The following is a 24,250-nucleotide window of genomic DNA, read 5'->3' on the forward strand; positions in this document are numbered from 1 at the left end:
TGATCTTCCCCCGGTGTCAGGATGGGTCCATGCCAGATGCCTTCACCACCCGAGTCCTCAACCTCGCCACCGGCTCGGCGGAGCGGGTCGCCGACATCACCGGTGACTGCGAGTCCTTCCTGCGCGAGGCGGCGGCCGGCCGCGACGGCCTCCTCAACGTCTTCGTCCCGCACGCCACCGCCGGCATCGCGATCATCGAGACCGGTGCCGGCAGCGACGACGACCTGCTCTCCGCCCTGCACACCCTGCTCCCGGCCGACGACCGCTGGCAGCACCGCCACGGCAGCCCCGGACACGGCCGCGACCACGTCCTGCCCGCCTTCGTACCGCCGCACGCGACGCTGCCGGTGATCGGCGGCCGCCTGGAGCTCGGGACCTGGCAGTCGGTGTGCCTCGTGGACACCAACCGGGACAACCCCGACCGCCGGGTCCGGCTGAGCTTCCTCGGCTGACGTCGGCCGTCCGCGGGGCTCCGGCGTCCTACTTCACCGCCATCTCGCCCAGCTCCGACCAGCCCTCCTGGTCGACCGTCGTGTTCACGATGCGCGGCGTGCGGGCGAGGTGGCGCGGCAGCTTCTCCTGTGCGGCGCGGAAGTGGGCGGACTGGACGTGGGCGGCGCCCGCCTCGTCGTCGCGGAACGCCTCGACCAGGACGTACTCCGTCGGGTCGTCGACGCTGCGCGACCAGTCGAACCAGAGGCAGCCGGGTTCCGCCCGGGTGGCCCGGGTGAACTCGCCGGCGATCTCCGGCCACTGGTCCGCGTGTTCGGGGAGGACCTGGAACTTCGCGGTGATGAAGATCATGGATTCGGTTCGCTTTCTGTGAGGGCGCGACCGTGACCGGACGTTCCGGTCACGGCACGAGGACGGCGCGTCCGCGGACCCGGCCCGCGTCCAGATCGGCCAGGGCGTCCTGGAAGCGGTCGAGCGGATACGTCGCCGTGTGCAGCCTTACCCGGCCCTGGGCGGCGAGCACCATCAGCTCGCACAGGTCGGTGTAGCTGCCAACGAGGTTACCGATGAAGTTGATCTCGGACGAAATGACGTCGATCGTGGGGATGTCGATGTTCTCGCCGTACCCGACGACGTGGTAATCGCCGGCCCGGCGCAGCATCTGGACGCCGTCACGCGTGGCGCCGCCCTCGCCGACGAAGTCGACGACGACCTCGGCACCGTGGCCGCCGGTCAGCTCCAGTACGCGCTCGACCTGGTCGCCGTCGGCGACGACACCGTGATCGGCACCGATGGACCCGGCCAGTTTCACCGCCTCCGGGTTGCGGTCGACGACGACGAGTTCGGCCGCGGTGAGCGCCTTCAGCACCTGGACGCCGATGTGGCCGAGGCCGCCCGCGCCGACGATCACGCACCGGTCGCCGGGCCTGAGCCGCCGCGCCGCCTTGGCCGCCGCGTGGTAGGCGGTCAGCCCCGCGTCCGCGAGGGCCGCGACGTCGGCCGGTTCGAGGGAGTCGTCGAGGCGGACGACGCTGCGGGCGGACGTCCTGAGGTACTCGGCGTAGCCGCCGGCCGTGTCGATTCCGGGGAACCGCGACTGCTCGCAGTGGACGTCGTCGCCCGCCCGGCAGGCCCGGCACAGCCCGCAGGTCATCAGCGGATGGACGATGACCTTGTCGCCCTCGGCGACGCCCGTGACGGCGCTGCCCACGGCGTGCACCCAGCCGGCGTTCTCGTGACCGATGGTGTACGGCAGCACGACGCCGGACTTCTCGGCCCACTGCCCTTCCAGGATGTGCAGGTCGGTCCGGCACACCCCCGCGCCGCCGATCCGCACGATCACGTCGTGCGGGCCGGACACCTCGGGGGCGGGTACCTCCGCCATGCGGATGTTGTCGAGCGGGTGGTCGCCGTACCCGACGACCTGGACTGCCTTCATGCGAGGGTCTCCTTGGTGGTCGCTCGGTTCCCGGCGGGTGCCCTGCCGTGGCCGGCGGGGGCGGCGTCCACCGGGTTCCCGTCGTCGCAGGATCGAGGCGCCTGGTCGGCGGCGGAGTCGGGATAGCGGGTGCGCAGCAGCCCCCGGCAGAAGTGGGCGTTGCCGTCGATGGAGATCCGCACGGAGCGGGCGAACCGCAGGCGCAGCGGGATCTCCCCGGGCGGGAAGGGCCGGCCCTCGTCGTCCACGAGGGCCGGGTCGGTGGGCGCGGTGCCGAGCCCGAGGGCGGCGCGGCGGCGCAGCAGCGCCCGGGTTGCGGCCGTGTCCGGCAGGTCGCCCAGCACCACCTCGCCGAGCCGTTCCCCGGCCAGGCCGGGCCGGGCGCGCAGCAGGGCGGTGAGCGCCCTTTCCATGGCGGCCGTGTGGGCCTTGCGCCGGAAGACGTCCCGCAGTTGCTCCAGGTCCCGCTCGGCCTCGTGGCCGAAGGTGCCGCGGTACCCGGCGTCGGCGGCCAGACCCCGGTTGATCAGGTCGGAGTCGTGGTGGTCGTCGAGCAGGACGGTCACCTCACGGGCGCCGGGCAGCGCGCTCAGCGCGTCCTTGGCGTCCGAGGCCATGAGGTAGGCGAAGTTGGGCGAGCAGAACGACGTCGGAAGCCGCAGGTGCACGGTGATCCGGCCGTCGTCGGCGGTGAGGGAGCGGACGAAGCCGAGGTCGGTGATCGGTTCGTCCAGCTCGGGGTCGTACACGGTGCCGAGCGCGGCGCGTGCCGCCGCCGGAAGGTGCGCGGCCCGCATGTCAGGCCACCGCCGCTTCGGACAGCCGGCCCTCGGCGGGTACCTCGATCCCGTACATGGCGGCCGCGTTCAGGCCGAGGATCTTCTTCTTCTGCGCGACGGTGAGCTGTGGGTACTCGTCCGTCATGTCCTCGGGGATCCGGAAGTCCACGAACCGCTCGACCAGCCACTTCGGCGTCCACAGCGCGTAGTCGCTGGAGAACTGGACGCGGTCCTCGCCCAGCCAGTACAGCAACTCGCCGATGATCTGCGCGAAGTAGCGGGGCCGGGTGTGCATGAACGGGATCGCGACCGCGAGCCCCGCGTGCACGTTGGGTTCCTGGGTGGCGATCCAGCAGAAGTCCTCCAGCCGGGGCAGGCCGCAGTGCTCGACCACGAAGTTCAGGTCGGTGAAGTCGGTGGCCGCCTTGTCGACGTCGGCCACGTCGAAGGCGTCCCGGTCCAGGGGCCGGATCGTGGGGCCCTTGTGGATGTGGATGTTCCGGATGCCCAGCTCCCGGCAGGCCTCCAGATAGCGGTAGGTCCACGGGTCGTCGAGCTTGTAGCCGCGCGAGTCGCCCTTCCACTCGGCCGTGTAGAGCTTGACGCCCTTCAGGCCGAAGCGGGCGGCGTCCTCGCGGAGCCGCCTGAGGCCCGCCTCCTCGAAGCGCGGGTCGAAGTAGTGGTTGTAGGTGAGCTTGCCCGGGTGCTTGCGGGTGAGCGCGAAGGCCTCCTCGGTCTGCCCGAAACCGGTCCGGTAGAAGGCGCCCAGCCGGGCCGGCTGGAAGATCGCGTGGTCGACGTGGCCGTCGACGAACAGGTCCTTCATCAGCCGCTCGCCGCCGTAGTAGAGGTAGTCCTCGTACGGCCACAGCTCCGACTCGGGGCTGAGGTTGCGGTGGTAGTCGTAGAAGCAGTCGATGAACTGCTTCCCGTGGATGTTGCGCTGGTTCCCGGGTCGCGCGTCCCAGAGAGCGACGTGCGCGTCCACGATGAAGTAGCTCTCGCCGTCCTTGCGGTACATGGCGTCCCTTCCGTCTCGCGGGCAGCTTGTGGAGCACCGTAGGAAGCGGGGCGACGGCGGCGGCAGCCGTCGGGTGTCTCACTTTGAGACACCCGGACCGGCGAGATCCGGACCGTCGGCCAGTAGCGTGGGCGGGGTCGGCGCAACGACGCGTCCCGCGGAGGTCGAAGTGGACAACGCGCACCCGGACGTCACCCTCGGGCAAGGCGGCGCGGCCGTCGGACTCCCCACCCGCCTGCGGGCGTCGTGGCGGCGCAGCGAGACGTACGGCCTGACGCCGGAGGAGATGCGACCGGTCTTCACCGGTTCCGTCGACACCGGCTCCCTGCTGTACGAATGCGGTCACGAGGTGCTGCGGGGACTGCGCAGCACCCTGGCGAACGAACCGGTGAGTCTCATGATCACCGACCACGAGGGCCTGGTGCTGTGCCGGCTCAGCGAGGACGCGTCCATCGACCGCTCCCTGGACCGGGTGCACCTCGCCCCCGGCTTCTACTTCGCCGAGTCCAACGCCGGCACCAACGGACTCGGCCTCGCCCTCGCCGACCGGACCCCGTCGCTCGTGCGGGCCGAGGAGCATTTCTGCGCCGGACTGCGCGGCTACACCTGTGCCGCGGCCCCGGTCCTCGACCCGGTCAGCGGCGACGTCGCCGGCACCGTGAACCTCACCACCTGGTCGGACTCCTCCTCCCAGCTCCTGCTCGCCCTGGCGCAGGCCACCGCGGGGAGCACCACGGCCCTGATGCTGGCCCGCGGCTCCGGCCGCCGCGTCCGCCCGCTGCCGCGCGGCGAGGTGTTCCGGGTGTACACCGACGGCCCCGGCCAGGACGACGACGCAGAAGGCCCCCTGTCCGCGGCGTGGAGCCAGCGCGTGGCCGCGGCCCGCTCGGCGCTCGCCGAGGGACGGGTGATCGCGGTCGTCGGCGAACCCGGAGCGGGCCGGACGGCGCTGATCTCGGCGGCGCGCAGAGCGACCGCGCCGCGCGAGCGGGTACTGGCGGCACGCCCACCGGCGCCCGAGGACATGCGGGCGTGGCTGACGCTGTGGACGCCCGAACTGGCCAAGGACGACACCTGCGTCATCGTCTCCCGCGTGGACGCCCTGCCCGGGTGGGCCGCCGCCGAGCTGGCCGCGCTGTTCGCCGCGGCCCGCCGCACGGGCGACGGCACGGGCTCCCGCCTGCAGCCCTTCGCGCTGACCGCGTCGGACTGGTCCGCGATCCCGCCCGAGCTGGCCCCGCTCGTCGACACCGTCATCGAGGTGCCGCCGCTGCGCGCCCGCCCGGACGACGTGATGCCGCTCGCCCACCGCTTCGCGCGCCGCCACCGGGGCCACGGGGTGACGTTCACACCGGGGGCCGTACGGGCCCTGACCGCGTACGAATGGCCCGAGAACGTGCGTCAGCTGAGGACGGTGGTGCGGGCGGCGGCGTCCCGGGCGGACGTGGTCGACGCACGGCACCTGCCGGCGGAGGTGTTCACCGGCGCCCGCTGCCGGCTGAGCCGCCTGCAGGAACTGGAGCGCGACGAGATCGTGCGCTGCCTCACCGAGCCCGGCACGACCATGGCGCAGGCCGCGCAGCGGCTCGGCATGAGCCGCGCCACGCTCTACCGCAAGACGGCCCGGTACGGGATCGACGTACCGGGCCGCTCACACCGCTCCTGAGCACGCGGACGCGCCGCCGGACCGGCTCGGGATCAGGCGTTCGCCCGCGCCCGCCCGCGGCTGAACAGCCGCTTCACCAGCGGCCAGGCCAGCAGCAGCACGATCACCGCGTAGACCGTCACCGAGAACGGCGTGTTGACCAGGCCCGACACGCTGCCGTCGCTGATCTGCAGGGCGCGGCGCAGCTGCTGCTCGGCGTTCGGGCCGAGGATGACGCCGATCACGGCGGGCAGGACGGGCAGCCCGTAGCGTCGCATGCCGAACCCGATCAGACCGATGACCAGCAGGATCACCAGGTCGATCACCTCACCGCCGACCGCGTAGGCGCCGACCGCCGCGAAGAACATGATCCCCGCGTACAGGTACGGCCGCGGGATGCGCAGCAGCTTCGCCCACACCGGCGCCAGCGGCAGGTTCAGGGCGAGCAGCAGCACCATGCCGACGAAGAGCGAGGCGATCAGACCCCACACCAGCTCGGGCTCGCGTTCGAAGAGCAGCGGGCCCGGCTGGATGCCGTACTGCTGGAAGGCGGCCAGCATGACCGCGGCGACCGCGGTGGTCGGCAGGCCCAGCGTCAGCATGGACACCAGCGTGCCCGCCGCCGAGGCCGACGCCGCCGACTCGGGCCCCGCCACCCCCTCGATGGCGCCCTTGCCCCACTCGTCCTTGTGCTTCGACAGCCGCTTCTCCGTGACGTACGACAAAAACGTCGGTATTTCCGCGCCGCCCGCGGGGATCGCGCCGAACGGGAAGCCGATGAACGGGCCGCGCAGCCAGGACTTCCAGGTCCGCTTCACGTCGCCGCGGCCGAGCCACGGACGGCCCACCGGAATCGGCTCGGCCCCGCCGCGCCGCAGGTGCGCGGCCACCCACAGCGCCTCGCCGATCGCGAACAGGCCGACCGCCACGATCACCACGTCCACACCGTCGGCCAGTTGCAGCGAACCGAAGGTCAGCCGCTGCTGCCCCGTCATCTGGTCGAGGCCCACCAGGCCGATGGTCAGACCGATCAGCAGCGAGGCCAGGCCCCTGATCCGCGAGGAGCCCAGCACCGACGTGACGGCGATGAACGCCAGCACCATGATGGCGAAGTAGTCCGGCGCGCCGATGTCCACGGCCAGGTCGGCGACCGTCGGGGCCAGCGCCACCAGCAGGATGGTGCCGATCATGCCGCCCGCGAAGTGACCGATGGCCGCGGCGGCCAGGGCCTGCGCGCCCCGCCCCGCCTTGGCCATGGGATTGCCCTCCATCGCCGCGACCACGGCGGCACTCTCACCGGGGGTGTTGAGCAGGATGGAGGTGGTCGAACCGCCGAACATCGCGCCGTAGTAGATGCCGGCGAACATGATGAACGCGGCGACCGGGTCCAGCCCGTACGTCACCGGCAGCAGCAGGGCCACTGCCATCGCCGGGCCGATGCCGGGCAGGACGCCGATGGCCGTGCCGAGCAGCACGCCGAGGGCGGCCCACAGCAGGTTGAGCGGGGTGAGGGCCGTACCGAACCCGTCCATCAGGGAGTTGAGGGCGTTCATGTCAGAGCACTCCCATCAGCGGACCGCCGGGCAGCGGCACTCCGAGCAGCTTGTCGAAGACGACGTAGGTGATCAGGGACAGCACCGCGGCGATCAGCGGATCGCGGTCCACGCGGCGGCTGCCGAGGGCGAAGGCGGCGCCCCAGAAGAGCAGCGCACCCGCCACCGGGAAGCCGGCCGGCTCGATCAGGGCCGCGGCGCCCAGGAAGATGCCGGACAGCAGCAGCACCGTGCGCCAGTCCGCCGGTTCGGACAGGTCGATGTCCTCGCCGCCCTCGGCCTCGCCCCGGCCGCCGCGCAGCACGTCGACGGCGAGCAGCGCCGCGATCACCAGCAGGCCGACGCCGACCACGACCGGCACGGTCTTGGGGCCCACCGGTCCGCGCTGGGTGATGTCGACGTCCATGGTGAGCGCGTCGGTCAGGACGAGCACACCGAGCGCCAGCAGCAGGGCGCACACGCCGAGTTCGGAGTGCTCGCGCAGCCACGAGCGCCGGCCGGCGGCCGTCTTCTCCCGGTCCTCGGGGAGTTCGGTCCGCGTCGTCACAGTCCCAGCTCCTTCAGTACCGACACCACGCGCTCGTCCTGGGCGTCCAGGAAGTCGCCGAACTTCTCGCCGGTCAGGAAGGCGTCGTCCCAGCCGTTGTGGTCCATGGACTTCTTCCACTCGGGCGAGTCGTGCAGTTCCTCGAACAGGCGGGTGAGCTTGTTGCGCTGTGCCTCGGACAGGCCCGGCGGGGCGACGATGCCCCGCCAGTTGGTGAAGTTCACGTCGTAGCCGGACTCCTTGAGCGTGGGCGCGTCCTTCAGGTCGTCCACCCGCTCGGGACCGGTCACCGCGAGCACCCGAAGCTCCCCGGCCTTGATCTGGTCCAGGTACTCGCCGACGCCGGAGACCCCGAAGCCGACCTTGTTGCCGAGGATCGAGGCGAGCAGCTCGCCGCCGCCGTCGAAGGGGATGTAGTTGACCGACTTCGGCTTGATCCCGGCGGCCTGCGCCATGAGCATCGGCGCGAGGTGGTCGGGCCCGCCCGGTGAAGAACCGCCGCCGACGGGGATCTTGCCCGGGTCCTTCTTCCAGGCGTCGATCAGTTCGTCGATCGTCTTGTACGGCGAGTCCTTGGCGACCACGACGACGTCCTGCTCCTCGGTGAGCCGCGCGATCGGCGTGGCGTCGGCGAGGGTCTTGGGGGCGTGGTTGGAGCGGACGGCGCCCACGACGCCGAGGCCCATGGACATGGCGAGCTTGCCGTTGCCGTGCTCGCTCACCAGTCGGCTCAGGCCCACGGTGCCGCCCGCGCCGGGCAGGTTGAACACCTCGATGTTGTGCGTGAGCCCGGCGTCCTCGGCGTTCTTCGCGGCCGTGCGGGCGGTGATGTCGTAGCCGCCGCCGGGCGTGTTGGGAACCATGAAGCGCAGGCCCGGGATCTGGGTGCCGGAGTCCGAGTCGTCGCCGGAGGAGAGCAACGGCGGTCCGGCCAGCACGAGCACGGCGGCCCCGAGCAGGGCAAGGGGGGTGCGCAGGCGCACGTATGACACCACCTGTCGGTTGGGTAGAGCGGTACGGGGGAGCCCTGTGGGGGAGGGTGACGTGGGCCACATGGTGCCCGCGGGCCTGCCTCATGTCTTCCTTGCGGAACCAAGGGAGGTTGTGTTCATTGCGGTCGCCACAACCCCGTGACCGGTTCGCGGCGTCACATCGCTGTCGGATCGCCGGTTCATTGCGAAGCAGGCACATCGGAGGCGCGGCCCTTTCCCTCGCCGCAGGTGGGCGCCATGATGGCGACCCGGCACACCGTCCGGCCGCCCCGCCGGTCACCGCATCCCCGACCCCGCCCCAGCCCCCTCCGTGAGCCGAGAACGAGTCCGCCGTGGCCCCCACCTTCCGACGTCAGACCCTCGCGGGCGAGATGCTGGTCCTCCAGCTCGCCATCGTCGTGGTCGTCCTGCTCGCGGTCGCCGCCGTCTCGCTCGCCCAGTCCAGGGCCACCTTCAACCGCGTCGAGGGCCGCCGGGTCACCGCCCTCGCCGAACAACTGGCCGCCACGCCGCTCGTCCGCAGTCAGCTCCTGCGTCCCGTGCCGCAGGAGGCCCTCGCCCCGCTGGTCAACTCCACACAGACGCAGTCCGGGGTCACCTCCGTCACCGTGGCCGACGCCGACGGCCGCGTCGTCAGTTCCACCGACCCGACACTGATCGGTGCCCGGCTGCCGCGCGATGAGGGCGCCGGTGCCGGGAGTGGCTGGTCGGGGCCGCTGACCGTGCAGGGCAGCCGGGAGCTCGTCGCCCAGGTCCCGGTGCTCGGCGCGACCAGGGGGACCCTCGGCCGGCACCTCGGCACGGTGATGGTCGGCGAGGCCGACCCGACCGTGTGGCAGCGCCTCAGCGGAGCCTCCTCGTACCTCCTCGCCTACCTCGGCATCGCCAGCGGCCTCGGCGTGGCAGGCTCCTGGCTGCTGGCCCGGCGCGTCAAACGTCAGACCCTCGGTCTGGAGCCGCGCGAGATCGCGGGCCTCGCCGAACACCGGGAGGCCATGCTCTACGGCATCGCCGAGGGCGTCGTCGCGCTCGACCCGCAGCACCGGCTCACCCTGGTCAACGAGATGGGCCGGCGCCTGCTCGACCTTCCCGCCGACTGCGTGGGCCAGAGCCTGGACGGGCTCGGCATCGACGGACGGCTGCGCGACGTCCTCGCCGGTGCCACGCCCGAAGCCGCCGGGCCGCGCGACGAGGTCGTCGTCCGCAACGGCCGGGTCCTGGTCATGAACCGCATGACCGTCACCAAGCACGGCCGCCCGCTCGGCTCGGTCACCACCCTGCGCGACCGCACCGAACTGGCCCGCCTGGAGCGCGAGATCGGCTCCTTCCGCAGCACCTCGGAGCTGCTGCGCGCCCAGGCCCACGAGTTCGCCAACCAGCTGCACACCATCTCCGGGCTCATCCAGATCGGCGAGCAGGAGGAGGTGGTGCGCTACATCCGCGGCCTCAACCAGCGCCGCCAGTCCCTGGACGTCACCCTCAGCCGCCGGGTCAGGGACACCGCCGTGGCCGCGCTGATCACCGCGAAGTCCTCCCTCGCGGCCGAGCGCCGGGTCGCCCTGCGGGTCTCGGACCGCACGGCGCTGGACCGGCTGGAGCCGGCGGACGCCGCCGACGTGGCGACCGTGGTCGGCAACCTCGTCGACAACGCCGTGGACGCCGCCGCGGCCCCGGGCGACGCACACGAGGCGTGGGTCGAGGTCGAGCTGCGGCAGGACGCCGCCAGCGTCGAGATCGTGGTCCGCGACTCCGGGCCCGGGGTCGCGCCCGAACTGGCCCGGGAGGTCTTCTCCCACGGCTTCACCACCAAGGCCGCCCGGCAGGGCGAGCGCGGCATCGGCCTGGCGCTGACCCGGCTGGTCTGCGAACGTCACGGCGGTGAGATCTCGGTGACCAACACCCCCGAGGGGGCCATGTTCACCGCACGCATGACCGTCAGCCACCTCACCGACGCGGTGGCGGAAGGAGCAGCACCATGACGGCTACGAGCGGCACGTCCGACGCGACCGCCCCGGCCGGCACGTTCGCCGCGGCCGGTACCGCCGGCGCCACCCACCCGGCCGGTCCGACCGCCGCGACCGCCGAGAACCCGGAGGGACCCCGTGCCGCCGCCCCGATCGGCGTCCTCGTCGTCGACGACGACTTCATGGTCGCCCGCGTGCACCGCGCGTTCGTCGAACGGGTCGAGCCCTTCCGGGTCCTCGGTGTCGCCGGCACGGGGGAACAGGCGCTCACCGCCGTCGGCGAGCTGCGCCCCGACCTGGTCCTGCTCGACCTGTACCTGCCGGACGTCTTCGGCCTCGACGTCATCCCGCGGCTGCGCGCCGCGGGCCACGACTGCGACGTCATGGTCATCAGCGCGGCCCGCGAGGCGGACGCGGTACGCGGCGCCGTACGGCAGGGCGTCGTCGACTACCTGCTCAAACCGTTCGAGTTCGAGGACCTGCGGGTCCGGCTCGAGCGCTACGCCGTCCAGCGGGGCCGGCTGCTCGGCACGGTCGTGCGCAGCCAGGCCGACGTCGACCGCGTCTTGGCCGGGGCCACGGCGCAGACGGCCACGGCCCCCGCGCTGCCCAAGGGCATGAGCGTGGAGACCGCCGAACTGGTCGAGCGCACCCTGCGGGAGGCGGACGGCACCCTGTCGGCCAGTGAGTGCGCGGCGCTGACCGGCATCTCCCGGGTGAGTGCCCGCAGGTACCTGGAGTACTTCCACACCGTGGGCGGCGCGGAGGTCTCACTGCGCTACGGCGTGGCGGGCCGCCCCGAGCGCCGCTACCGCTACCGGGGCGCGGTCACCGGCCCGGCGCTCCCGCGCGCAGGGCGTCCATGACGAAGTCCAGGAACCGGGTGGTCCGCTGCTGCCAGTCCTCGCCGGGACCGATCAGCCACAGACCGCCGAGGACGAGGAAGAAGTCGTCCCCGGTCACTCCGGGCCGGATCGTACCGGCCTCGTGGTTGGCACGGAGCAGCAGCTCGGCCGCTTCCTCCAGCGGGGTGGGGCGCGGCTTCTCCGGCGCCCCGGGTGCGCTGGTGACCAGCCGGATGGCGTCCGCCAGGCCCGCCTTGGTCATGGCGAACTCGGCGAGGCGGTCCATCCACTCGCGCAGGGCCAGGTCGGGTTCCCGGGTGGCCAGCATCTCGGGTGCGGCCTGGGCCACCTGCTGCATCCCGTAGCGGTAGATCTCCAGGACGAGCGCCTCGCGGTTCGGGAAATTGCGGTAGAAGGTGCCCTGCCCGACCCCCGCCTTCTTGGCGATGGCGCTCAGCGGCGCGTTCGCGCAGTGCGTCAGCTCCTCGGTGGCCACGGCCAGGATGCGCTCGCGGTTGCGCTGGGCGTCCGAGCGCAAGGGAGTGTCCGGCGTGTCCTTCTTGGGCAGCGGCACTCGTCCCCCTTTCGGGTTGTGGCCGAATCCCGACCTTGCTAAGCGGACAGCTGTCCGTTACGTTTTCAGCAGCGGACAGTTGTCCGGTTACCCGCCCAGTCTAGCGGCGGACGCGGCCGCGTGACCCCGGCCGGTGGTCGACCGGCCGCGAATGCCCCCCACTGCCTACAGCCCGTTTCTCCCTGTCAACAGACACCCCGCTGTCACCGGACACCAAAGAAGGCTGACCATGGCCCCAACGCCCTCGTCGACGTCCAGCGCCGTCACCCTGAACATCAACGGCGAGAAGCACCAGCTGACCGTCGACCACCGCACCACCCTGCTCGACGCCCTGCGCGAGCGACTGGATCTGACCGGTACCAAGAAGGGCTGTGACCAGGGCCAGTGCGGAGCCTGCACCGTCCTGGTCGACGGACGCCGCGCCGTCTCCTGCCTGAACCTCGCCGTCGCCGCCGAGGGACGCGAGATCACCACCATTGAGGGCATGGCCGACGGCGACCGGCTGCACCCGGTCCAACAGGCCTTCCTCGACCTCGACGGATACCAGTGCGGCTACTGCACACCCGGACAGATCTGCTCCGCGATCGCCGTCATCGAGGAGCACGCGGCCGGCTGGCCCAGCGCCGCCACCGAGGACGTACGCCCCGAGGCCGGGCCCCCGCCCCTGACACCGGACGAGATCCGCGAACGGATGAGCGGCAACCTGTGCCGCTGCGGCGCCTACGTCTCCATCGTCCAGGCGGTCACCCGCGCGGCCGAGGCCCACGAGGCCGCTGCCGTGCGGGACGGCGACGGCGGCCTGTCCGCCGAGACGGTGAAGGAGACCGCGGCATGAGGGAGTTCGGATACCAGCGCGCCGACGACGTCTCCGGCGCCGTGGCCCTGCTCGCCGCCGACCCGGACGCCCGCTTCCTCGGCGGCGGCACCAACCTGGTCGACCTGATGAAGACGGGCGTCGAACGCCCCGCCCGGCTCGTCGACGTCCGCGAACTCCCCCTGGACGGCATCGAGGAGACCCCTGACGGCGGCCTGCGCATCGGCGCCACCGTCACCAACAGCGACCTCGCCGCCCACCCCGAAGTACGCCGCCGCTACCCGGCCCTCGCCCAGGCGGTCCTGGCCGGTGCCTCCGGCCAGCTGCGCAACATGGCCACCGTCGGCGGCAACCTCCTCCAGCGCACCCGCTGCGGCTACTTCACCGACCTCAGCAAGCCCTGCAACAAGCGCGCCCCCGGCAGCGGTTGCCCCGCGATCACCGGCGAGCACCACAACCACGCCGTCTTGGGCGCCTCCGACCACTGCGTGGCCGTCCACCCCTCCGACATGGGCGTGGCCCTCGCCGCCTTCGACGCCGTCGTCGGCTACGAAACCCTCGAAGGCCCCGGCCGGTTGCCGCTGGCCGACTTCTACCTCCCCGTCGGGGACACCCCGCACCGGGAGACCGCCCTGCCGCCCGGCGCACTGATCACCGGCGTCACCCTGCCGCCAGCCCCGGTCGCCGCCCGCTCCCGCTACCGCAAGGTGCGCGAGCGTGCCTCCTACGCCTTCGCGATCGGTTCGGTCGCCGCCGCGCTCGACATCGAGGACGGTGTCGTGCGCGAGGCCCGGCTGGCCTTCGGCGCCGTCGCCTCGCGACCCTGGCGGGCCCGCGCGGCCGAGGCCGTGCTCACCGGAGCACCGGCCGACGGCGAGACCTTCGCCGCCGCCGCGGACGCCGAACTCGCGGCCGTCAGGCCGCTGCCCGACAACGGATACAAGGTGACCCTCATGCGCAACCTCGTCGTGGCCGTCCTGACCGAACTCGCCGGGGAGGCCGCCCGATGACCACCGCCACGACCGGCCGCACGACGGCCCGGGGCGCCGTCGGCACCGCCCACACCCGCGTCGAGGGGCGCGACAAGGTCACCGGAGCCGCCCGCTACGCCGGCGAAATCCCCTTCGCCGACCTCGCACACGGCTGGCTGGTGCTGTCCACCGTGGCCCGCGGCCGCGTCCGCGCGATCGACACCGAGCCCGTCCTCGCCATGCCCGGCGTGCTCGCCGTCCTGCACCACGGCAACGCCCCGCGCGTGGAGACCGACTACGTCGGCCTGCTCGGCATGGCACCGGACCCGACCGCCGCCGTCTTCCAGCAGGACCGCGTGCCGCACGCGGGCTGGCCGGTCGCCCTCGTCGTCGCCGAGACGCCCGAGCAGGCCCGGGAGGCCGCCGAGGCCCTCGTCGTCGCCTACGACGAGGAACCGCACGACACCGAACTCACCACCGGCCACCCGGGCGCCCACCCGGCCGGCGGCGTCATGCCCGGCGAGACCGCCAAGGGCGACCTGACGGCCGGCCTCGCCGCGTCCGCCGTCGTGGTGGACGAGGAGTACACCACGCCCGAAGAGCACCACAGCATGATGGAGCCGCACGCCGCCACGGCCCGGTGGGACGGCGGCCGGCTGGAGGTCGTCGACTCCAACCAGGGCACCACCTGGATCCAGAGCGAACTGGCCAGCATGTTCTCGCTGGACGCGTCCGCGGTGCGGGTGCGCTCCGAGCACATCGGCGGCGGCTTCGGCAGCAAGGGCCTGCGCGCCCACCAGGTCGCCGCCGTGATGGCCGCGACCCAACTGCAGCGGCCGGTGCGCGTGGTGATGACGCGGCGCCAGATGTTCTCGCTGGCCGGCTACCGCAGCCCCACCGTCCAGCGCGTACGGCTGGGCGCCGACGCCGACGGCCGGCTGCGCGCCCTGGAACACCGCTCGCTGAACCAGACGTCCACCGTCTACGAGTTCGTCGAGCCCAGCGCGGGCGTGGCCCGGGTGATGTACGACGCCGCCGCGCACCACACGGCCAACGAGGTCACGCCACTCGACGTGCCGTCACCGACGTTCATGCGCGCGCCGGGCGAGGCGCCGGGCTCCTTCGCCATCGAGTCGGCCCTCGACGAACTGGCCGAGCGCTGCGGCGTCGACCCCATCGAGCTGCGCCTGCGCAACGAGCCCGAGGTGGGCCCGGTGTCGGGGCTGCCGTTCAGCAGCCGCAACCTGGAGGCGTGCTTCCGCGAGGGCGCCCGGCGGTTCGGCTGGGCCGGGCGCGACCCGCGCCCCGGCGTGCGCCGCGACGGACGCTGGCTGCTGGGCACGGGCACCGCCGCCGCCTCCTTCCACTCGGGCGCCGGCCCCTCCACGGCCCTGGTGACCGCGGAGGCGGACGGGACCTTCACCGTGCGGATCGCCGCCGCCGACATCGGCACCGGCGCCCGCACGGCGCTCACCCTGGTCGCGGCCGACGCGCTGGAGGTCGCGCCCGAGCGGGTCCGGGTCCGCATCGGTGACAGCGACTTCGGACCGGCGATGATCGCGGGAGGCTCGATGGGCACCCGCTCCTGGGCCTGGGCGATCACGGCCGCGGCCGCCGAACTGCGCGAGCGCCTCGCCCTGGGCGCCGACATCCCGGCCGAGGGCATCACCGTGCGGTCCGACACCACCGAGGCCCTCGGCCGCCTCGCACAGAAGGAACGGCACTCCTTCGGGGCGCAGTTCGCCGAGGTCGCCGTAGACCCCGCCACCGGCGAGGTACGGGTGCGCCGCATGCTCGGCATCTTCGCGGCGGGCCGGATCGTCAACCCGCTCACCGCCCGCAACCAACTCGTCGGCGGGATGGTCTGGGGCATCTCCATGGCCCTGCACGAGGAGGCGGTACGGGACCGGGCCAGCGGTGCCCTCTACGCCCCCGACCTCGCCGGCTACCACGTCGCCACCAACGCCGACGTGGGCGACGTCCAGGCGGACTGGGTCGACGACCCCGACCCGGACGATCCGGTGGGCATCAAGGGCGTCGGCGAGATCGGGGTCGTGGGCGCCGCGGCGGCCGTCGCCAACGCGGTGCGCCACGCGACCGGCGTCCGCCACCGCAACCTGCCGATCCGGCCCGACCGCGTGCTGGCGGCGGGAGTGCCCGCGACCGGGGGCGGCACGGATGCTTGACATCGCCGACGAGCTGAACCGCTGGCTCGCCGAGGGCCGGGAGTTCGCCGTCGCCACCGTCGTATCCGTCGGCGGCAGCGCACCGCGCGGGCCCGGCGCCGCCCTCGCCGTCGACAGCGAGGGCACGGCGATCGGCTCGGTCTCCGGCGGCTGCGTGGAGGGCGCGGTGTACGAGCTGTGCACCGACGCCCTGCGCAGCGGCGAGACGGTCCGCGAACGCTTCGGCTACAGCGACGAGGACGCCTTCGCGGTCGGGCTGACCTGCGGCGGGATCGTCGACGTCCTGGTCACGCCGGTCGGCGCCGACGCACCGGCGCGGGAGGTGTTCCGGTCGGCGCTGGCCACCGCCGCCGGGGGCGGGACCACGGCCCTCGCCCGGATCGTGCGGGGCCCGTCCGACCTGTTGGGCCGGGCGCTGCTGGTCCGCGCCGACGGAACCCACGAGGGCGGTCTCGGCGGCCACCCCGACCTGGACCGCACAGCGGCCGCCGAGGCCGCTGCCCTGCTGGACGCCGGCCGGACCGGCACGGTCGGGCTCTCGGAGGACGGGTCGCACTGCCCCGGCGGTCTCACCCTGCTCGTCGAGTCCAGCGTGCCGCCGCCGCGCATGATCGTCTTCGGGGCCGTCGACTTCGCGGCGGCGCTGGTGCGGGCGGGGAAGTTCCTCGGACACCACGTCACCGTGTGCGACGCCCGGCCCGTCTTCGCCACGCGGGCCCGCTTCCCCGAGGCCGACGAAGTCGTCGTCGACTGGCCGCACCGCTACCTGCGCAGCACCCCGACCGACGGGCGCACGATGCTGTGCGTGCTCACCCACGACGCCAAGTTCGACGTGCCGCTGCTCACGGAGGCACTGCGGATGCCGGTCGCGTTCGTCGGCGCGATGGGCTCGCGCCGCACTCACGAGGACCGCGCCCGACGGCTGCGCGAGGCGGGCCTGACCGAGGACGAGCTCGCGCGGCTCCGCTCACCGATCGGCCTCGACCTGGGCGCCCGCACCCCCGAGGAGACGGCCCTGTCCATCGCGGCGGAGATCGTCGCCCTCCGCCGCGGCGGCACGGGAGCCCCCCTGACGGGCGGGGCCACACCGATCCACCGGGAGGTGACGGGGGCTGCCGCTTGAGGAAAGGGGGCGGTGAGCCGGCGGACGGCCGTTGGCGCACACCCGTCCCGGTCATGCGACCGCGGGCCGATCGCTACCGGCCCGCCGGGGGGCATCTGCCGGGCTCGCCGCCCCAGCCGGACGCCCCCCAGAAGAGACCCGGAAAAGACCCAGAAAAAGAGGGCGCCAGGCGAGTCGTGACCCCGTTCGACCGGCCCGTCGCGTGTCCGCCGGGGGCCGACGCGACGGGCGGCGTGCCGGAACCCTGCGTGCGACCCGCACGCAGGGGCGGGCGGGCCGGCGCCGCACGCCCGAAAGTCAGGGCAGCGTCGACTCGCCGGCCAGGCGCACCGCGCACTCCAGCATCACGGCGTGCACGAAGGCCTGCGGCAGATTGCCGCGGAGCTGGCGCTGGCGCACGTCGTACTCCTCGGCGAACAGCCCGGGCGGTCCGCAGGCCGCCCGGGTGCGCTCGAACCAGCGGAACGCGCCGACCCGGTCGCCGACGCGGTGCGTGGCGAGCGCCATCGTGAAACCGCAGAGCAGGAACGCGCCCTCGGCCTCCCCGAGCGACATTCCGGCGTGTTCGAAGCGGTACAGGTACCCGTCCTCGGTCAGGCGGGACTCGATGTACGCCCGGGTGGCCGCGTCGCAGTCGCCGTCCCCGAAGGTGCAGCCGCGGGCCATCGGCACCAGCAGCGCGGCCTCGGGTCCGTCGTCGTCCTCGGCCCGCCGCCAGCGGCCGTCGGGGAGCAGGCACCGGCGCCGGGTCTCCCGCAGCACCGTGTCGGCGAGGTCGGCGCACCGGCGTCCGTCCTTCCCGGGCAGCACTTCGGCCATCCGCCGCAGCCCGCACACCACGCTCAGTCTGGAGTGGGTCCACCACCGGTCCTCCAACTCCCAGAGACCGGCGTCCGGCTTCAGCCACTGCCGCTCGACGACGTCCACCGAGAGGATCGCGGCCCGCCGCGCCTCCTCGGTCAGCCGGTCGTGCGCGGCCGCCGCGGCGAACAGTTGCAGCGCCTCGCCGAAGGTGTCCAGCTGGAACTGGGCTCCCGCGTCATTGCCGACGAGGTCGTTGCCGCCGGGGTAGCCGGACAGCCGCAGGGAGCGCTCGTGCCCGACCGGCCGGCCGTCGACCGTGTACGCGGGGCGCACCCCGTCGCCGTCGGCGAGGATGCGCTCGGCGACGAAGCGTACGGCGTCGTCGGCCAACGGGTGCGGCCCGTGCGCGGCGACCGCGAGACCGGCGTAGCACTGGTCGCGCAGCCAGGCGTAGCGGTAGTCGTAGTTGCGCCCGCTGTTGGCCCGCTCCGGCAGGGACGTGGTGGCCGCCGCGACCATCCCCCCGGAGACACTGGTCAGTCCGCGCAGCACGGCGTACGCGTGCCTGGCGTCGCGGGGCGCCACCAGCCGCGAGCAGTCCGGGACCGCCTGCCGCCACTCACGTTCCGTGGCCCGCCACAACGCGTCGGCGTCGAGCCGCTCGGTCTCCCGTCCCGCGGACAGTTCCAGTACGAGGTCGTGCGTCTCGCCCTCGCGCAGCCGGAAAACGCCGCACAGTCCGGCCGCGTCCCGCCACACCGCGTCCGGCGCCCCGGCGAGCCGCATCCGCAGACCCTCCGCCTCGGCCGTCCACACGTCTCCCTCCCGCCGGGGCTCGCGCATCCGGACCTCACCGAAGCGGGGCCGCGGGTCCAGGCCCAGGTTCAGCCGGGCCTCACCCCGCTCCACCCGCATGCGGCGCAGCAGCACGAGCCGGTCCGTACGGGACGGCAGGGCCAGGGCCTCACGGCACTCGATCACGCAGCCGGAGGTCACCCACCGGCTCACCCGGATCAGCGTGCCCTCCTCGTAGGAGCCGCCCCAGACGTGCCAGGGGTCCGCGGGTTCCACGGTGAAGTGACCGGCCCCGCCGATCAGCGTGGAGAACACCGCGTCGTCGTGCCACCGCGGGGCGCACAGCCACACGATCCGGCCCCGGGGGTCCAGGACCGCCCCCCGTTCACCATCGGCCAGTACGGCGTACTCGCGCAGCGCCCAGGGCGGGCACGACGTGTCCGGTTGCGTCGCGCGCGCATCGTCGCTGTCCTTCATGCCGCTACGGCTATCCCGGCGCCGGTGACCGAAACGGTGCGGGCCGCTCGGTCCGCCCGCTCCGCCCAGCACCCGCCGGCACCGAGTCCCCATCCGCCTCGTCCGTCCCGCCGAGCCCCGTCCCGTGCTCGCACAGCGGCCCCACGGTCAGGCCCGCCTCGCGGCAGTCGCGCACGAGGTCCGGCAGCGCGCCGAGTGTGGCACGCCAGCTGCCCGGAGCCGAGGCGTGATCGGTGTCGTGGAGAAGGATCGTGCCGCCGCCGCGCAGGTCCGCCGCGACGGTCGCGCGTACCGAGGCGGGCGTGGCGTCGTGCCGCCAGTCCTTGCCCCAGGCCGTCCACAGCACGGGCCGCAGCCCGGCCCGGCGGGCGGCCGCCCAGCGTCCGGAGGTGAGGATGCCGTACGGCGGCCGGTACCAGTGGGGAGCCCGGTCGGCCACCTCGCCCACCACCCGGGCGGTACGCAGCAGCTCACGCGCGTCCCGGGCCGGCGACGGCCACCAGGGGCGGTCGTGCGTCCAGCCGTGGACGGCGAGTTCGTGTCCGCGCCGGACCAGTTCGCGGGCCACCTCTGGGTGCCGCACGACGTTCTCGCCCAGGACGAAGAACGTCGCCCGTACGCCGAGCACGTCCAGTGCGTCGAGGAAGAGCGGTGTGGAGCCGGGGTCCGGGCCGTCGTCGAAGGTGAGCGCCACGTGACTCGGGCTGCCCTGCCCGGCGAGCCCGGGGAACCGGCGCCGGCGCAGCCCCGGCAGCCAGGTCGCGGCCGGTCCGACGTGGGCCAGGGCGGCGGCGACGACCGGTGCGGTGGCGCACACCACCCGTCCGGCGGGAAACCTCTGACGCATCCTGGTGCCTCCGGGCCGTTGTGTTCGCCGATGTTTCGCTGATCTCGGTTCGTCGATTTCGGAGTGTTGGTCTCGCTTCGTCGATCTCGGTTCGTCGACCTCAGCGCGTCGATCTCCGTTCGTGGACCTCGGTTCGTGGACCTCGGTTCGCCCCTCCCGGGTCGCTCATCACTTCACCGCCCGCCCCGGTCCGTCCCGCGCCGCCGGGGCAGTGTCCCAGGCGCCGTGGACCGACGGAGCCCGGGCCAGTCCGACGCTGCCGAGGCCGATCAGCGCCACGCCGATCAGCTCGGGCAGCACCCGCACGCCGAGCAGGATCTCCTCGCCGAACAGCGCCCAGCCCAGCGCGACGCTGGTCAGCGCGTCGCCGAGAGTCAGCGCCGGCTGCGAGGCGGCGAGGGTCCCGGCCCGCAGGGCGCTCTGCAACAGCAGGAAGCTGACCACGCCGACCACCGCTGTGGCGTAGGGCGGCCACTGGGTCAGCACCTCGCCCACGCCCTGGGGGAGCCGCCCGGTGAGTTCCTTGAGCAGCGCCGCCGTACCGCCGAACCCCACGGCGGACGCCGATCCGAACAGAGCGGCGCGGGGCGCGCCGTGCACCAGGCTGCCGACCGAGGCGAGGACCGTGATCAGGACGAACAGCGCCAGCCCCGCCCAGATCCACCGGCCCTGGGTGGCGGTGTCGTGGCCGGCCGACGGAGCGGCGGAGCCGAGGAACAGCGCCAGCCCCACGGCCAGGGCCGCGAACGCCAGCCAGGTGCGTGAGTCCGGACGCCGGTGGAAGACCGCACTGCCCACCACCAGCGTGAACAGCAGTTCGGTGGCCATCAGTGGCTGGACGACGGCCAGACTGCCCACCGCCAGCGCGGACGCCTGCAACACCGTCGTCAGCGCGAGCAGCGCCGCCCCGCCGATCCAGTACCGGTCGCGCACCATGCGCAGCAGAGAACGCAGCACCGTGTGCCGGGCTCCCGCCCGGTCCTCGTCCTGGGCCGCGGCCCGGCGCTGCAGTACGGACGCCGCCGCGTTGGACAGCGCCGCGAACAGGGCGAGGACGACGGTGAGGACGCTCACCGCGACGGGCTCCCGGTCATCCGAATCGTGCGGCCAGCCGCCGGTAGAGTCCCGGAGCCGCACCCCGCACCCGGCACGGCAGACGCAGCCACGAGGGCACGTATACCTCGTCCCGGTCCCGCAGCACCGCGTTCCGCACCGCGTCGGCCACCTGCTCGGGAGGCACCGGGCGCGGCCTGGACCGTCGGTAGGGGGTGCCCCGGCGCTCGAAGAACGGAGTGTCGACGACACCGGGCACCACATGGGTGACCCCCACGCCGGTGCCCCGCAACTCGTAGCGCAGCGAGTCGGCGAAGGCGCCGATCGCGGCCTTGGCGGCGGAGTACACGGCCTCGTCGCGCACCGCGACACTGCCCGCCAGTGAGCCGATGAGCACCACCCGCCCCGAGCCCGCCGCCACCATCCCGGGCAGCAGCAGCCGCACCAGGCGCAACGTGGCCAGCACGTTGATGTCGAAGACCTCGTCGATACGGTGCGGGGGCATGTCCAGGAACTCCCCGGCCCAGCCCGCACCGGCTCCGGCGACCAGCAGGTCCACCGGGCCCGACGTGGCCGTCGTGAAGTCGGTGAGCTGCCGGTCGGCACCGGGGAGGGTGAGATCCGCCGCGAAGGCGGTCGCCGAGGTGTCGTCGGCCACCTGACGCAGCCGCACCGGGTCACGTCCCGTGAGCACCAGCCGCCAGCCGTCCTCGCCGCCGAACCGACGGGCCACGGCCGCGCCGATGCCGGAGGACGCCCCGGTCACCAGAGCCGTACGGGTCCGCGGGTCCCGGGTCCCGACGGGCCGTCGCCGGGGCCTCGCGTCGTCCGCGTCGGGGGCGACGACCTGCGGTCCGGGGACGGAGCGGGGACGGGAGAACGCATGGACCATGAGGACCACCTTGGCTCGGGGCGGGCACCGCGAAGCGACCGACCGGGTGGTCGGGCTCCGCCGTCCGGCCGGACGGGCGGTCACGGAGTATCCCTGGCGGCGCGTCCGAAACGCCCTTATGCGGATATATGGCGTGGTTTGGAACCCGCGGTGTCGGCAACCTGGTCCGCTGTGCATCCTCGCAGCTCGTCAGAGTCCCGCCCCTTCGGTCTCCCGCGCGGCCCGCGGGACGGCAGACGCCTGCTGGTGATCAGCGCGAGCATGGGCGCCGGTCACGACACGGTCGCCGCCGAACTGGTCCGCCGGGCGCGCGAGCGCGGCGACGCCGCCCGGATCGTCGACGTCCTCGCCCTGCTGCCGTACGGCCTGGGAACGCTGCTCAGGTGCTTCTACCGCGGATCGGTACGGCACTTCCCCTGGGCGTACGCCGCCGTGTACCGCCTCTTCCTGCGGCCCGGCGCCGGACGCCGCCCCAGCGGGACGCCCCTGGCCCGGCTCGCCGGGAGCAGACTGCGCGAGCTGGCCGAGCGCACGGGGGCGGACGTCGTCGTGCCCGTCTTCCACCTGGGCGCCCAGCTGACCGGTCACCTGAGGGAGCGCGGGCTGCTGCCCGTGCCCGCCGTCGTCCTGGTGATCGACTTCGAGCTGCACCGGCAGTGGCTGCATCCCGGCAACGACCACTGCCTGTGCCTCACCGAGGACGCCGCGCGCCGGGTGCGGGCGAGTACCGGCACGCCTGCGGGTGTGTGCGGTCCCGTCGTGGCGCCGGAGTTCTCCCCAGGCCCTGCCGACGCGCCGGGTGCCGCCCAGTGGCGGGACATGTTCGACCGGCTGGGCCCCGGCCGGCCCGCCGTGGTGCTGTCCGCCGGTGCCTGGGGCGTCGGCTCGCACCTGGACGCCACGGTCCGGCTCCTGACGGACCACGGCTTCCTCCCGGTCGTGCTCTGCGGCGACAACCAGCGGCTGCGGCACAGGCTGTCCGGCACACCGGGCGTCCTCGCCCTGGGCTGGGTGACGGACATGCCCGGCCTGCTCCACGCCGCCCGGGCGCTCGTCGACAACGCGGCCGGACAGACCGCCGTACAGGCGCTCGCGGCCGGACTGCCGGTCGTGGGCCACCGCCCGATCCCCGGCCACGGCGCCGACGGCGTCCGGCGGATGGCCGCGCTCGGCGTGTCCGAGGTCGCCGAGGACGAGACCGCGCTGCTGGACGCGTTGCGGCGGCTCACCGCACCGGGCCCGGCCCGGAAGCAGCGGATCGCCGCCGGACGCGCGCTGTTCACCCGGAACGCGGACGCCCTGACCCTGGTGACCGACGTCGCCGACGCCGCCCGTGCGCGCACACCACGCTGAGAGCGCGCTTACGACGGGGCCGCACGCGCCCGTTTCCCCCTCCGGCCCCGGGGCACCCGCCCCGGAGCGCGAACCGGCACAAGGAGGCGACGCCGTGCGGCTCGACGAGTTCCTGACCCGGGTCCGCGACCGCGGCGAGTTCCACGGCGACGACGAGGCCGAGCAGGTCACCACGGCCGTCCTGTGGGTGATCGCGTCCCGCGTCGCTCCGGAGGAGGCCGCCGCTCTGGCCGCCGAGCTGCCCGCACCGCTGGACGACGCGCTCCGCCTGGAGCGGGGGCGCCCCGAGTCCTTCGGCCGTGAGGAGTTCCTGCGGCGGGTGGCCCAGCAGACCGGCGCCCGGCCGCGCACCGCCGAGTGGGACGCGGGCGCCGTGCTGGCCACCCTCGCCGAAGCGGTGCCGCGCGAACGGGTCGACCGTCTGCTGGCCCGCCTGCCCGCGGACTGTGCCGACCTCTTCGGCGGCCCGGTGCCCCACGGAGAGCGGCCCGACCGAGCCCCCCACTGAGACCGGGGAAGACCCACGAGGACCGACGAAGACCGAGAAAGACCGAGAAAGACCGAGGAGACACCCATGACGGACGACGTCGAGCGGCGCTACGCCGACGAGGAGGAGACGCCCCTGGCCGGGTACGCGACGCTCGCGGCGACCTTCGCGGCGAGCGCCGGTGTGTTCGCGGTCACGGCCTGGCGCCGCGGGGTCCGCCTGCCCGACACCGTCCCCGCCTGGGACGTGGCCCTGCTCGGAACGGCGACGTTCAAGGCCTCCCGGCTGCTGACCAAGGACAAGGTCACCAGCTTCCTGCGAGCGCCCTTCACCAGCCGGGAGGGCGAGGGCAACGCCAACGAGGTGATGGACGCCGGGCGCGGCACCGGTCTGCGCCGTGCGGTCGGGGACCTGGTCTCCTGCCCGTTCTGCACCTCTGCCTGGGTGGCCGGCGGACTCGTCGGCACCTACGCCGTCGCGCCCCGCGCGGGGCGGCTGCTGAGCGCGGGTCTGAGCGCGGTCGTGGTGTCGGACTGGTTGCAGTACGCGTGGAGCCTGACGGCACAGAAGGCGGAAGGCTGAGCGGTGGCCGAATGAGCGATGCCCGCGGCCCGGCGGCCGAGAGGCACTCGGCCGG

The 24,250-nt window shown here is 73.6% G+C and carries 23 protein-coding genes; 11 read left to right on the forward strand and 12 right to left on the reverse strand.

Features of this window, described 5'->3' with window-relative positions; translation table 11 throughout:
• Positions 1 to 29: 29 nt before the first annotated feature.
• Positions 30 to 452 (forward strand): secondary thiamine-phosphate synthase enzyme YjbQ, encoded by a 423-nt coding sequence (locus NI25_RS33620; RefSeq protein WP_030398716.1) that lies wholly within the window; start codon positions 30 to 32, stop codon positions 450 to 452.
• 28 nt (positions 453 to 480) lie between these two features.
• Here the strand turns inward: NI25_RS33620 and NI25_RS33625 are convergent, their stop codons facing one another.
• From NI25_RS33625 to NI25_RS33640, 4 genes are read right to left on the reverse strand one after another with little or no spacing between them, the layout of a single operon-like run.
• Positions 481 to 804, reverse strand: coding sequence for a putative quinol monooxygenase (locus NI25_RS33625; protein ID WP_061446070.1), 324 nt, complete (start codon positions 802 to 804; stop codon positions 481 to 483).
• Between the two features lie 49 nt (positions 805 to 853).
• Positions 854 to 1,891 (reverse strand): NAD(P)-dependent alcohol dehydrogenase, encoded by a 1,038-nt coding sequence (locus tag NI25_RS33630; protein WP_061446071.1) that lies wholly within the window; start codon positions 1,889 to 1,891, stop codon positions 854 to 856.
• Positions 1,888 to 2,688, reverse strand: a complete 801-nt coding sequence (locus tag NI25_RS33635) for an iron-sulfur cluster assembly protein (RefSeq protein WP_233520801.1) — start codon at positions 2,686 to 2,688, stop codon at positions 1,888 to 1,890. The genes NI25_RS33630 and NI25_RS33635 overlap by 4 nt, the downstream gene beginning before the upstream one ends.
• 1 nt (position 2,689) lies before the next feature.
• A complete protein-coding gene (locus tag NI25_RS33640) occupies positions 2,690 to 3,691 on the reverse strand; it encodes an amidohydrolase family protein (protein ID WP_061446072.1) in 1,002 nt (333 codons plus the stop codon).
• A gap of 169 nt (positions 3,692 to 3,860) precedes the next feature.
• On the opposite strand from NI25_RS33640, the gene NI25_RS33645 reads away from it, so the two are divergent.
• Positions 3,861 to 5,357 (forward strand): GAF domain-containing protein, encoded by a 1,497-nt coding sequence (locus tag NI25_RS33645; protein WP_061446073.1) that lies wholly within the window; start codon positions 3,861 to 3,863, stop codon positions 5,355 to 5,357.
• Between the two features lie 32 nt (positions 5,358 to 5,389).
• On the opposite strand, the gene NI25_RS33650 is transcribed toward NI25_RS33645, so the two are convergent.
• Genes NI25_RS33650 through NI25_RS33660 form a run of 3 tightly spaced genes read right to left on the reverse strand, consistent with a single transcriptional unit; the run spans position 5,390 to position 8,419 of the window.
• On the reverse strand, positions 5,390 to 6,889 hold the full coding sequence (locus NI25_RS33650; protein ID WP_061446074.1) for a tripartite tricarboxylate transporter permease: 1,500 nt from the start codon (positions 6,887 to 6,889) through the stop codon (positions 5,390 to 5,392).
• A 1-nt stretch (position 6,890) separates the two neighbouring features.
• On the reverse strand, positions 6,891 to 7,436 hold the full coding sequence (locus NI25_RS33655) for a tripartite tricarboxylate transporter TctB family protein (RefSeq protein ID WP_061446075.1): 546 nt from the start codon (positions 7,434 to 7,436) through the stop codon (positions 6,891 to 6,893).
• On the reverse strand, positions 7,433 to 8,419 hold the full coding sequence (locus tag NI25_RS33660) for a Bug family tripartite tricarboxylate transporter substrate binding protein (RefSeq protein ID WP_061446076.1): 987 nt from the start codon (positions 8,417 to 8,419) through the stop codon (positions 7,433 to 7,435). Before NI25_RS33660 ends, NI25_RS33655 begins: the two co-directional genes overlap by 4 nt.
• A 341-nt stretch (positions 8,420 to 8,760) precedes the next feature.
• On the opposite strand from NI25_RS33660, the gene NI25_RS33665 reads away from it, so the two are divergent.
• Both NI25_RS33665 and NI25_RS33670 read left to right on the forward strand, forming a co-directional pair.
• On the forward strand, positions 8,761 to 10,407 hold the full coding sequence (locus NI25_RS33665; RefSeq protein WP_061446077.1) for a sensor histidine kinase: 1,647 nt from the start codon (positions 8,761 to 8,763) through the stop codon (positions 10,405 to 10,407).
• A complete protein-coding gene (locus NI25_RS33670) occupies positions 10,404 to 11,258 on the forward strand; it encodes a response regulator (RefSeq protein ID WP_078884794.1) in 855 nt (284 codons plus the stop codon). Before NI25_RS33665 ends, NI25_RS33670 begins: the two co-directional genes overlap by 4 nt.
• On the opposite strand, the gene NI25_RS33675 is transcribed toward NI25_RS33670, so the two are convergent.
• On the reverse strand, positions 11,221 to 11,811 hold the full coding sequence (locus NI25_RS33675) for a TetR/AcrR family transcriptional regulator (RefSeq protein ID WP_061446078.1): 591 nt from the start codon (positions 11,809 to 11,811) through the stop codon (positions 11,221 to 11,223). The two genes, NI25_RS33670 and NI25_RS33675, sit on opposite strands and share 38 nt — an antisense overlap.
• Positions 11,812 to 12,040: 229 nt before the next feature.
• Between NI25_RS33675 and NI25_RS33680 the strand changes: the two genes are divergently transcribed.
• The 4 genes from NI25_RS33680 to NI25_RS33695 are packed head-to-tail and all read left to right on the forward strand — an operon-like array spanning position 12,041 to position 16,905.
• Positions 12,041 to 12,646 carry a 2Fe-2S iron-sulfur cluster-binding protein gene (locus NI25_RS33680; protein ID WP_061446079.1) on the forward strand — a complete coding sequence of 202 codons (606 nt, stop codon included), beginning with the start codon at positions 12,041 to 12,043 and terminating at the stop codon, positions 12,644 to 12,646.
• Complete coding sequence (locus tag NI25_RS33685) at positions 12,643 to 13,635, forward strand: FAD binding domain-containing protein (protein WP_061446080.1); 993 nt, start codon at positions 12,643 to 12,645, stop codon at positions 13,633 to 13,635. The genes NI25_RS33680 and NI25_RS33685 overlap by 4 nt, the downstream gene beginning before the upstream one ends.
• On the forward strand, positions 13,632 to 15,782 hold the full coding sequence (locus NI25_RS33690) for a xanthine dehydrogenase family protein molybdopterin-binding subunit (protein ID WP_061446081.1): 2,151 nt from the start codon (positions 13,632 to 13,634) through the stop codon (positions 15,780 to 15,782). The genes NI25_RS33685 and NI25_RS33690 overlap by 4 nt, the downstream gene beginning before the upstream one ends.
• Positions 15,775 to 16,905 (forward strand): XdhC family protein, encoded by a 1,131-nt coding sequence (locus NI25_RS33695; protein WP_061446082.1) that lies wholly within the window; start codon positions 15,775 to 15,777, stop codon positions 16,903 to 16,905. Before NI25_RS33690 ends, NI25_RS33695 begins: the two co-directional genes overlap by 8 nt.
• A 297-nt stretch (positions 16,906 to 17,202) precedes the next feature.
• On the opposite strand, the gene NI25_RS33700 is transcribed toward NI25_RS33695, so the two are convergent.
• The 4 genes from NI25_RS33700 to NI25_RS33715 all read right to left on the reverse strand — a co-directional run bounded on the left by NI25_RS33700 (position 17,203) and on the right by NI25_RS33715 (position 21,773).
• Positions 17,203 to 18,981: a glycoside hydrolase family 15 protein gene (locus tag NI25_RS33700; RefSeq protein WP_061446083.1), complete on the reverse strand. Its 1,779-nt coding sequence runs from the start codon at positions 18,979 to 18,981 to the stop codon at positions 17,203 to 17,205.
• A 10-nt stretch (positions 18,982 to 18,991) separates the two neighbouring features.
• Entirely contained in the window at positions 18,992 to 19,828 is an 837-nt protein-coding gene (locus NI25_RS33705; RefSeq protein ID WP_061446084.1) for a polysaccharide deacetylase family protein, read from the reverse strand.
• Between the two features lie 168 nt (positions 19,829 to 19,996).
• Positions 19,997 to 20,902 carry a DMT family transporter gene (locus NI25_RS33710; protein ID WP_061446085.1) on the reverse strand — a complete coding sequence of 302 codons (906 nt, stop codon included), beginning with the start codon at positions 20,900 to 20,902 and terminating at the stop codon, positions 19,997 to 19,999.
• A 16-nt stretch (positions 20,903 to 20,918) separates the two neighbouring features.
• The gene (locus NI25_RS33715) at positions 20,919 to 21,773 is read right to left on the reverse strand and encodes an SDR family NAD(P)-dependent oxidoreductase (protein WP_061446086.1); all 855 of its coding nucleotides are present in this window, start codon (positions 21,771 to 21,773) and stop codon (positions 20,919 to 20,921) included.
• Positions 21,774 to 22,034: 261 nt separating this feature from the next.
• Here NI25_RS33715 and NI25_RS33720 point away from each other — a divergent pair, with 261 nt between their 5' ends.
• The 3 genes from NI25_RS33720 to NI25_RS33730 all read left to right on the forward strand — a co-directional run bounded on the left by NI25_RS33720 (position 22,035) and on the right by NI25_RS33730 (position 24,195).
• Complete coding sequence (locus tag NI25_RS33720; RefSeq protein WP_061447207.1) at positions 22,035 to 23,126, forward strand: MGDG synthase family glycosyltransferase; 1,092 nt, start codon at positions 22,035 to 22,037, stop codon at positions 23,124 to 23,126.
• A gap of 94 nt (positions 23,127 to 23,220) precedes the next feature.
• A complete protein-coding gene (locus NI25_RS33725; RefSeq protein WP_061446087.1) occupies positions 23,221 to 23,634 on the forward strand; it encodes a DUF2267 domain-containing protein in 414 nt (137 codons plus the stop codon).
• Between the two features lie 66 nt (positions 23,635 to 23,700).
• Positions 23,701 to 24,195: a DUF1360 domain-containing protein gene (locus NI25_RS33730; RefSeq protein ID WP_061446088.1), complete on the forward strand. Its 495-nt coding sequence runs from the start codon at positions 23,701 to 23,703 to the stop codon at positions 24,193 to 24,195.
• The last annotated feature ends 55 nt before the right edge of the window (positions 24,196 to 24,250 follow it).

Origin of the sequence: Streptomyces sp. CCM_MD2014, from assembly GCF_000772045.1 — a bacterium.
Classification (GTDB): domain Bacteria; phylum Actinomycetota; class Actinomycetes; order Streptomycetales; family Streptomycetaceae; genus Streptomyces; species Streptomyces salinarius.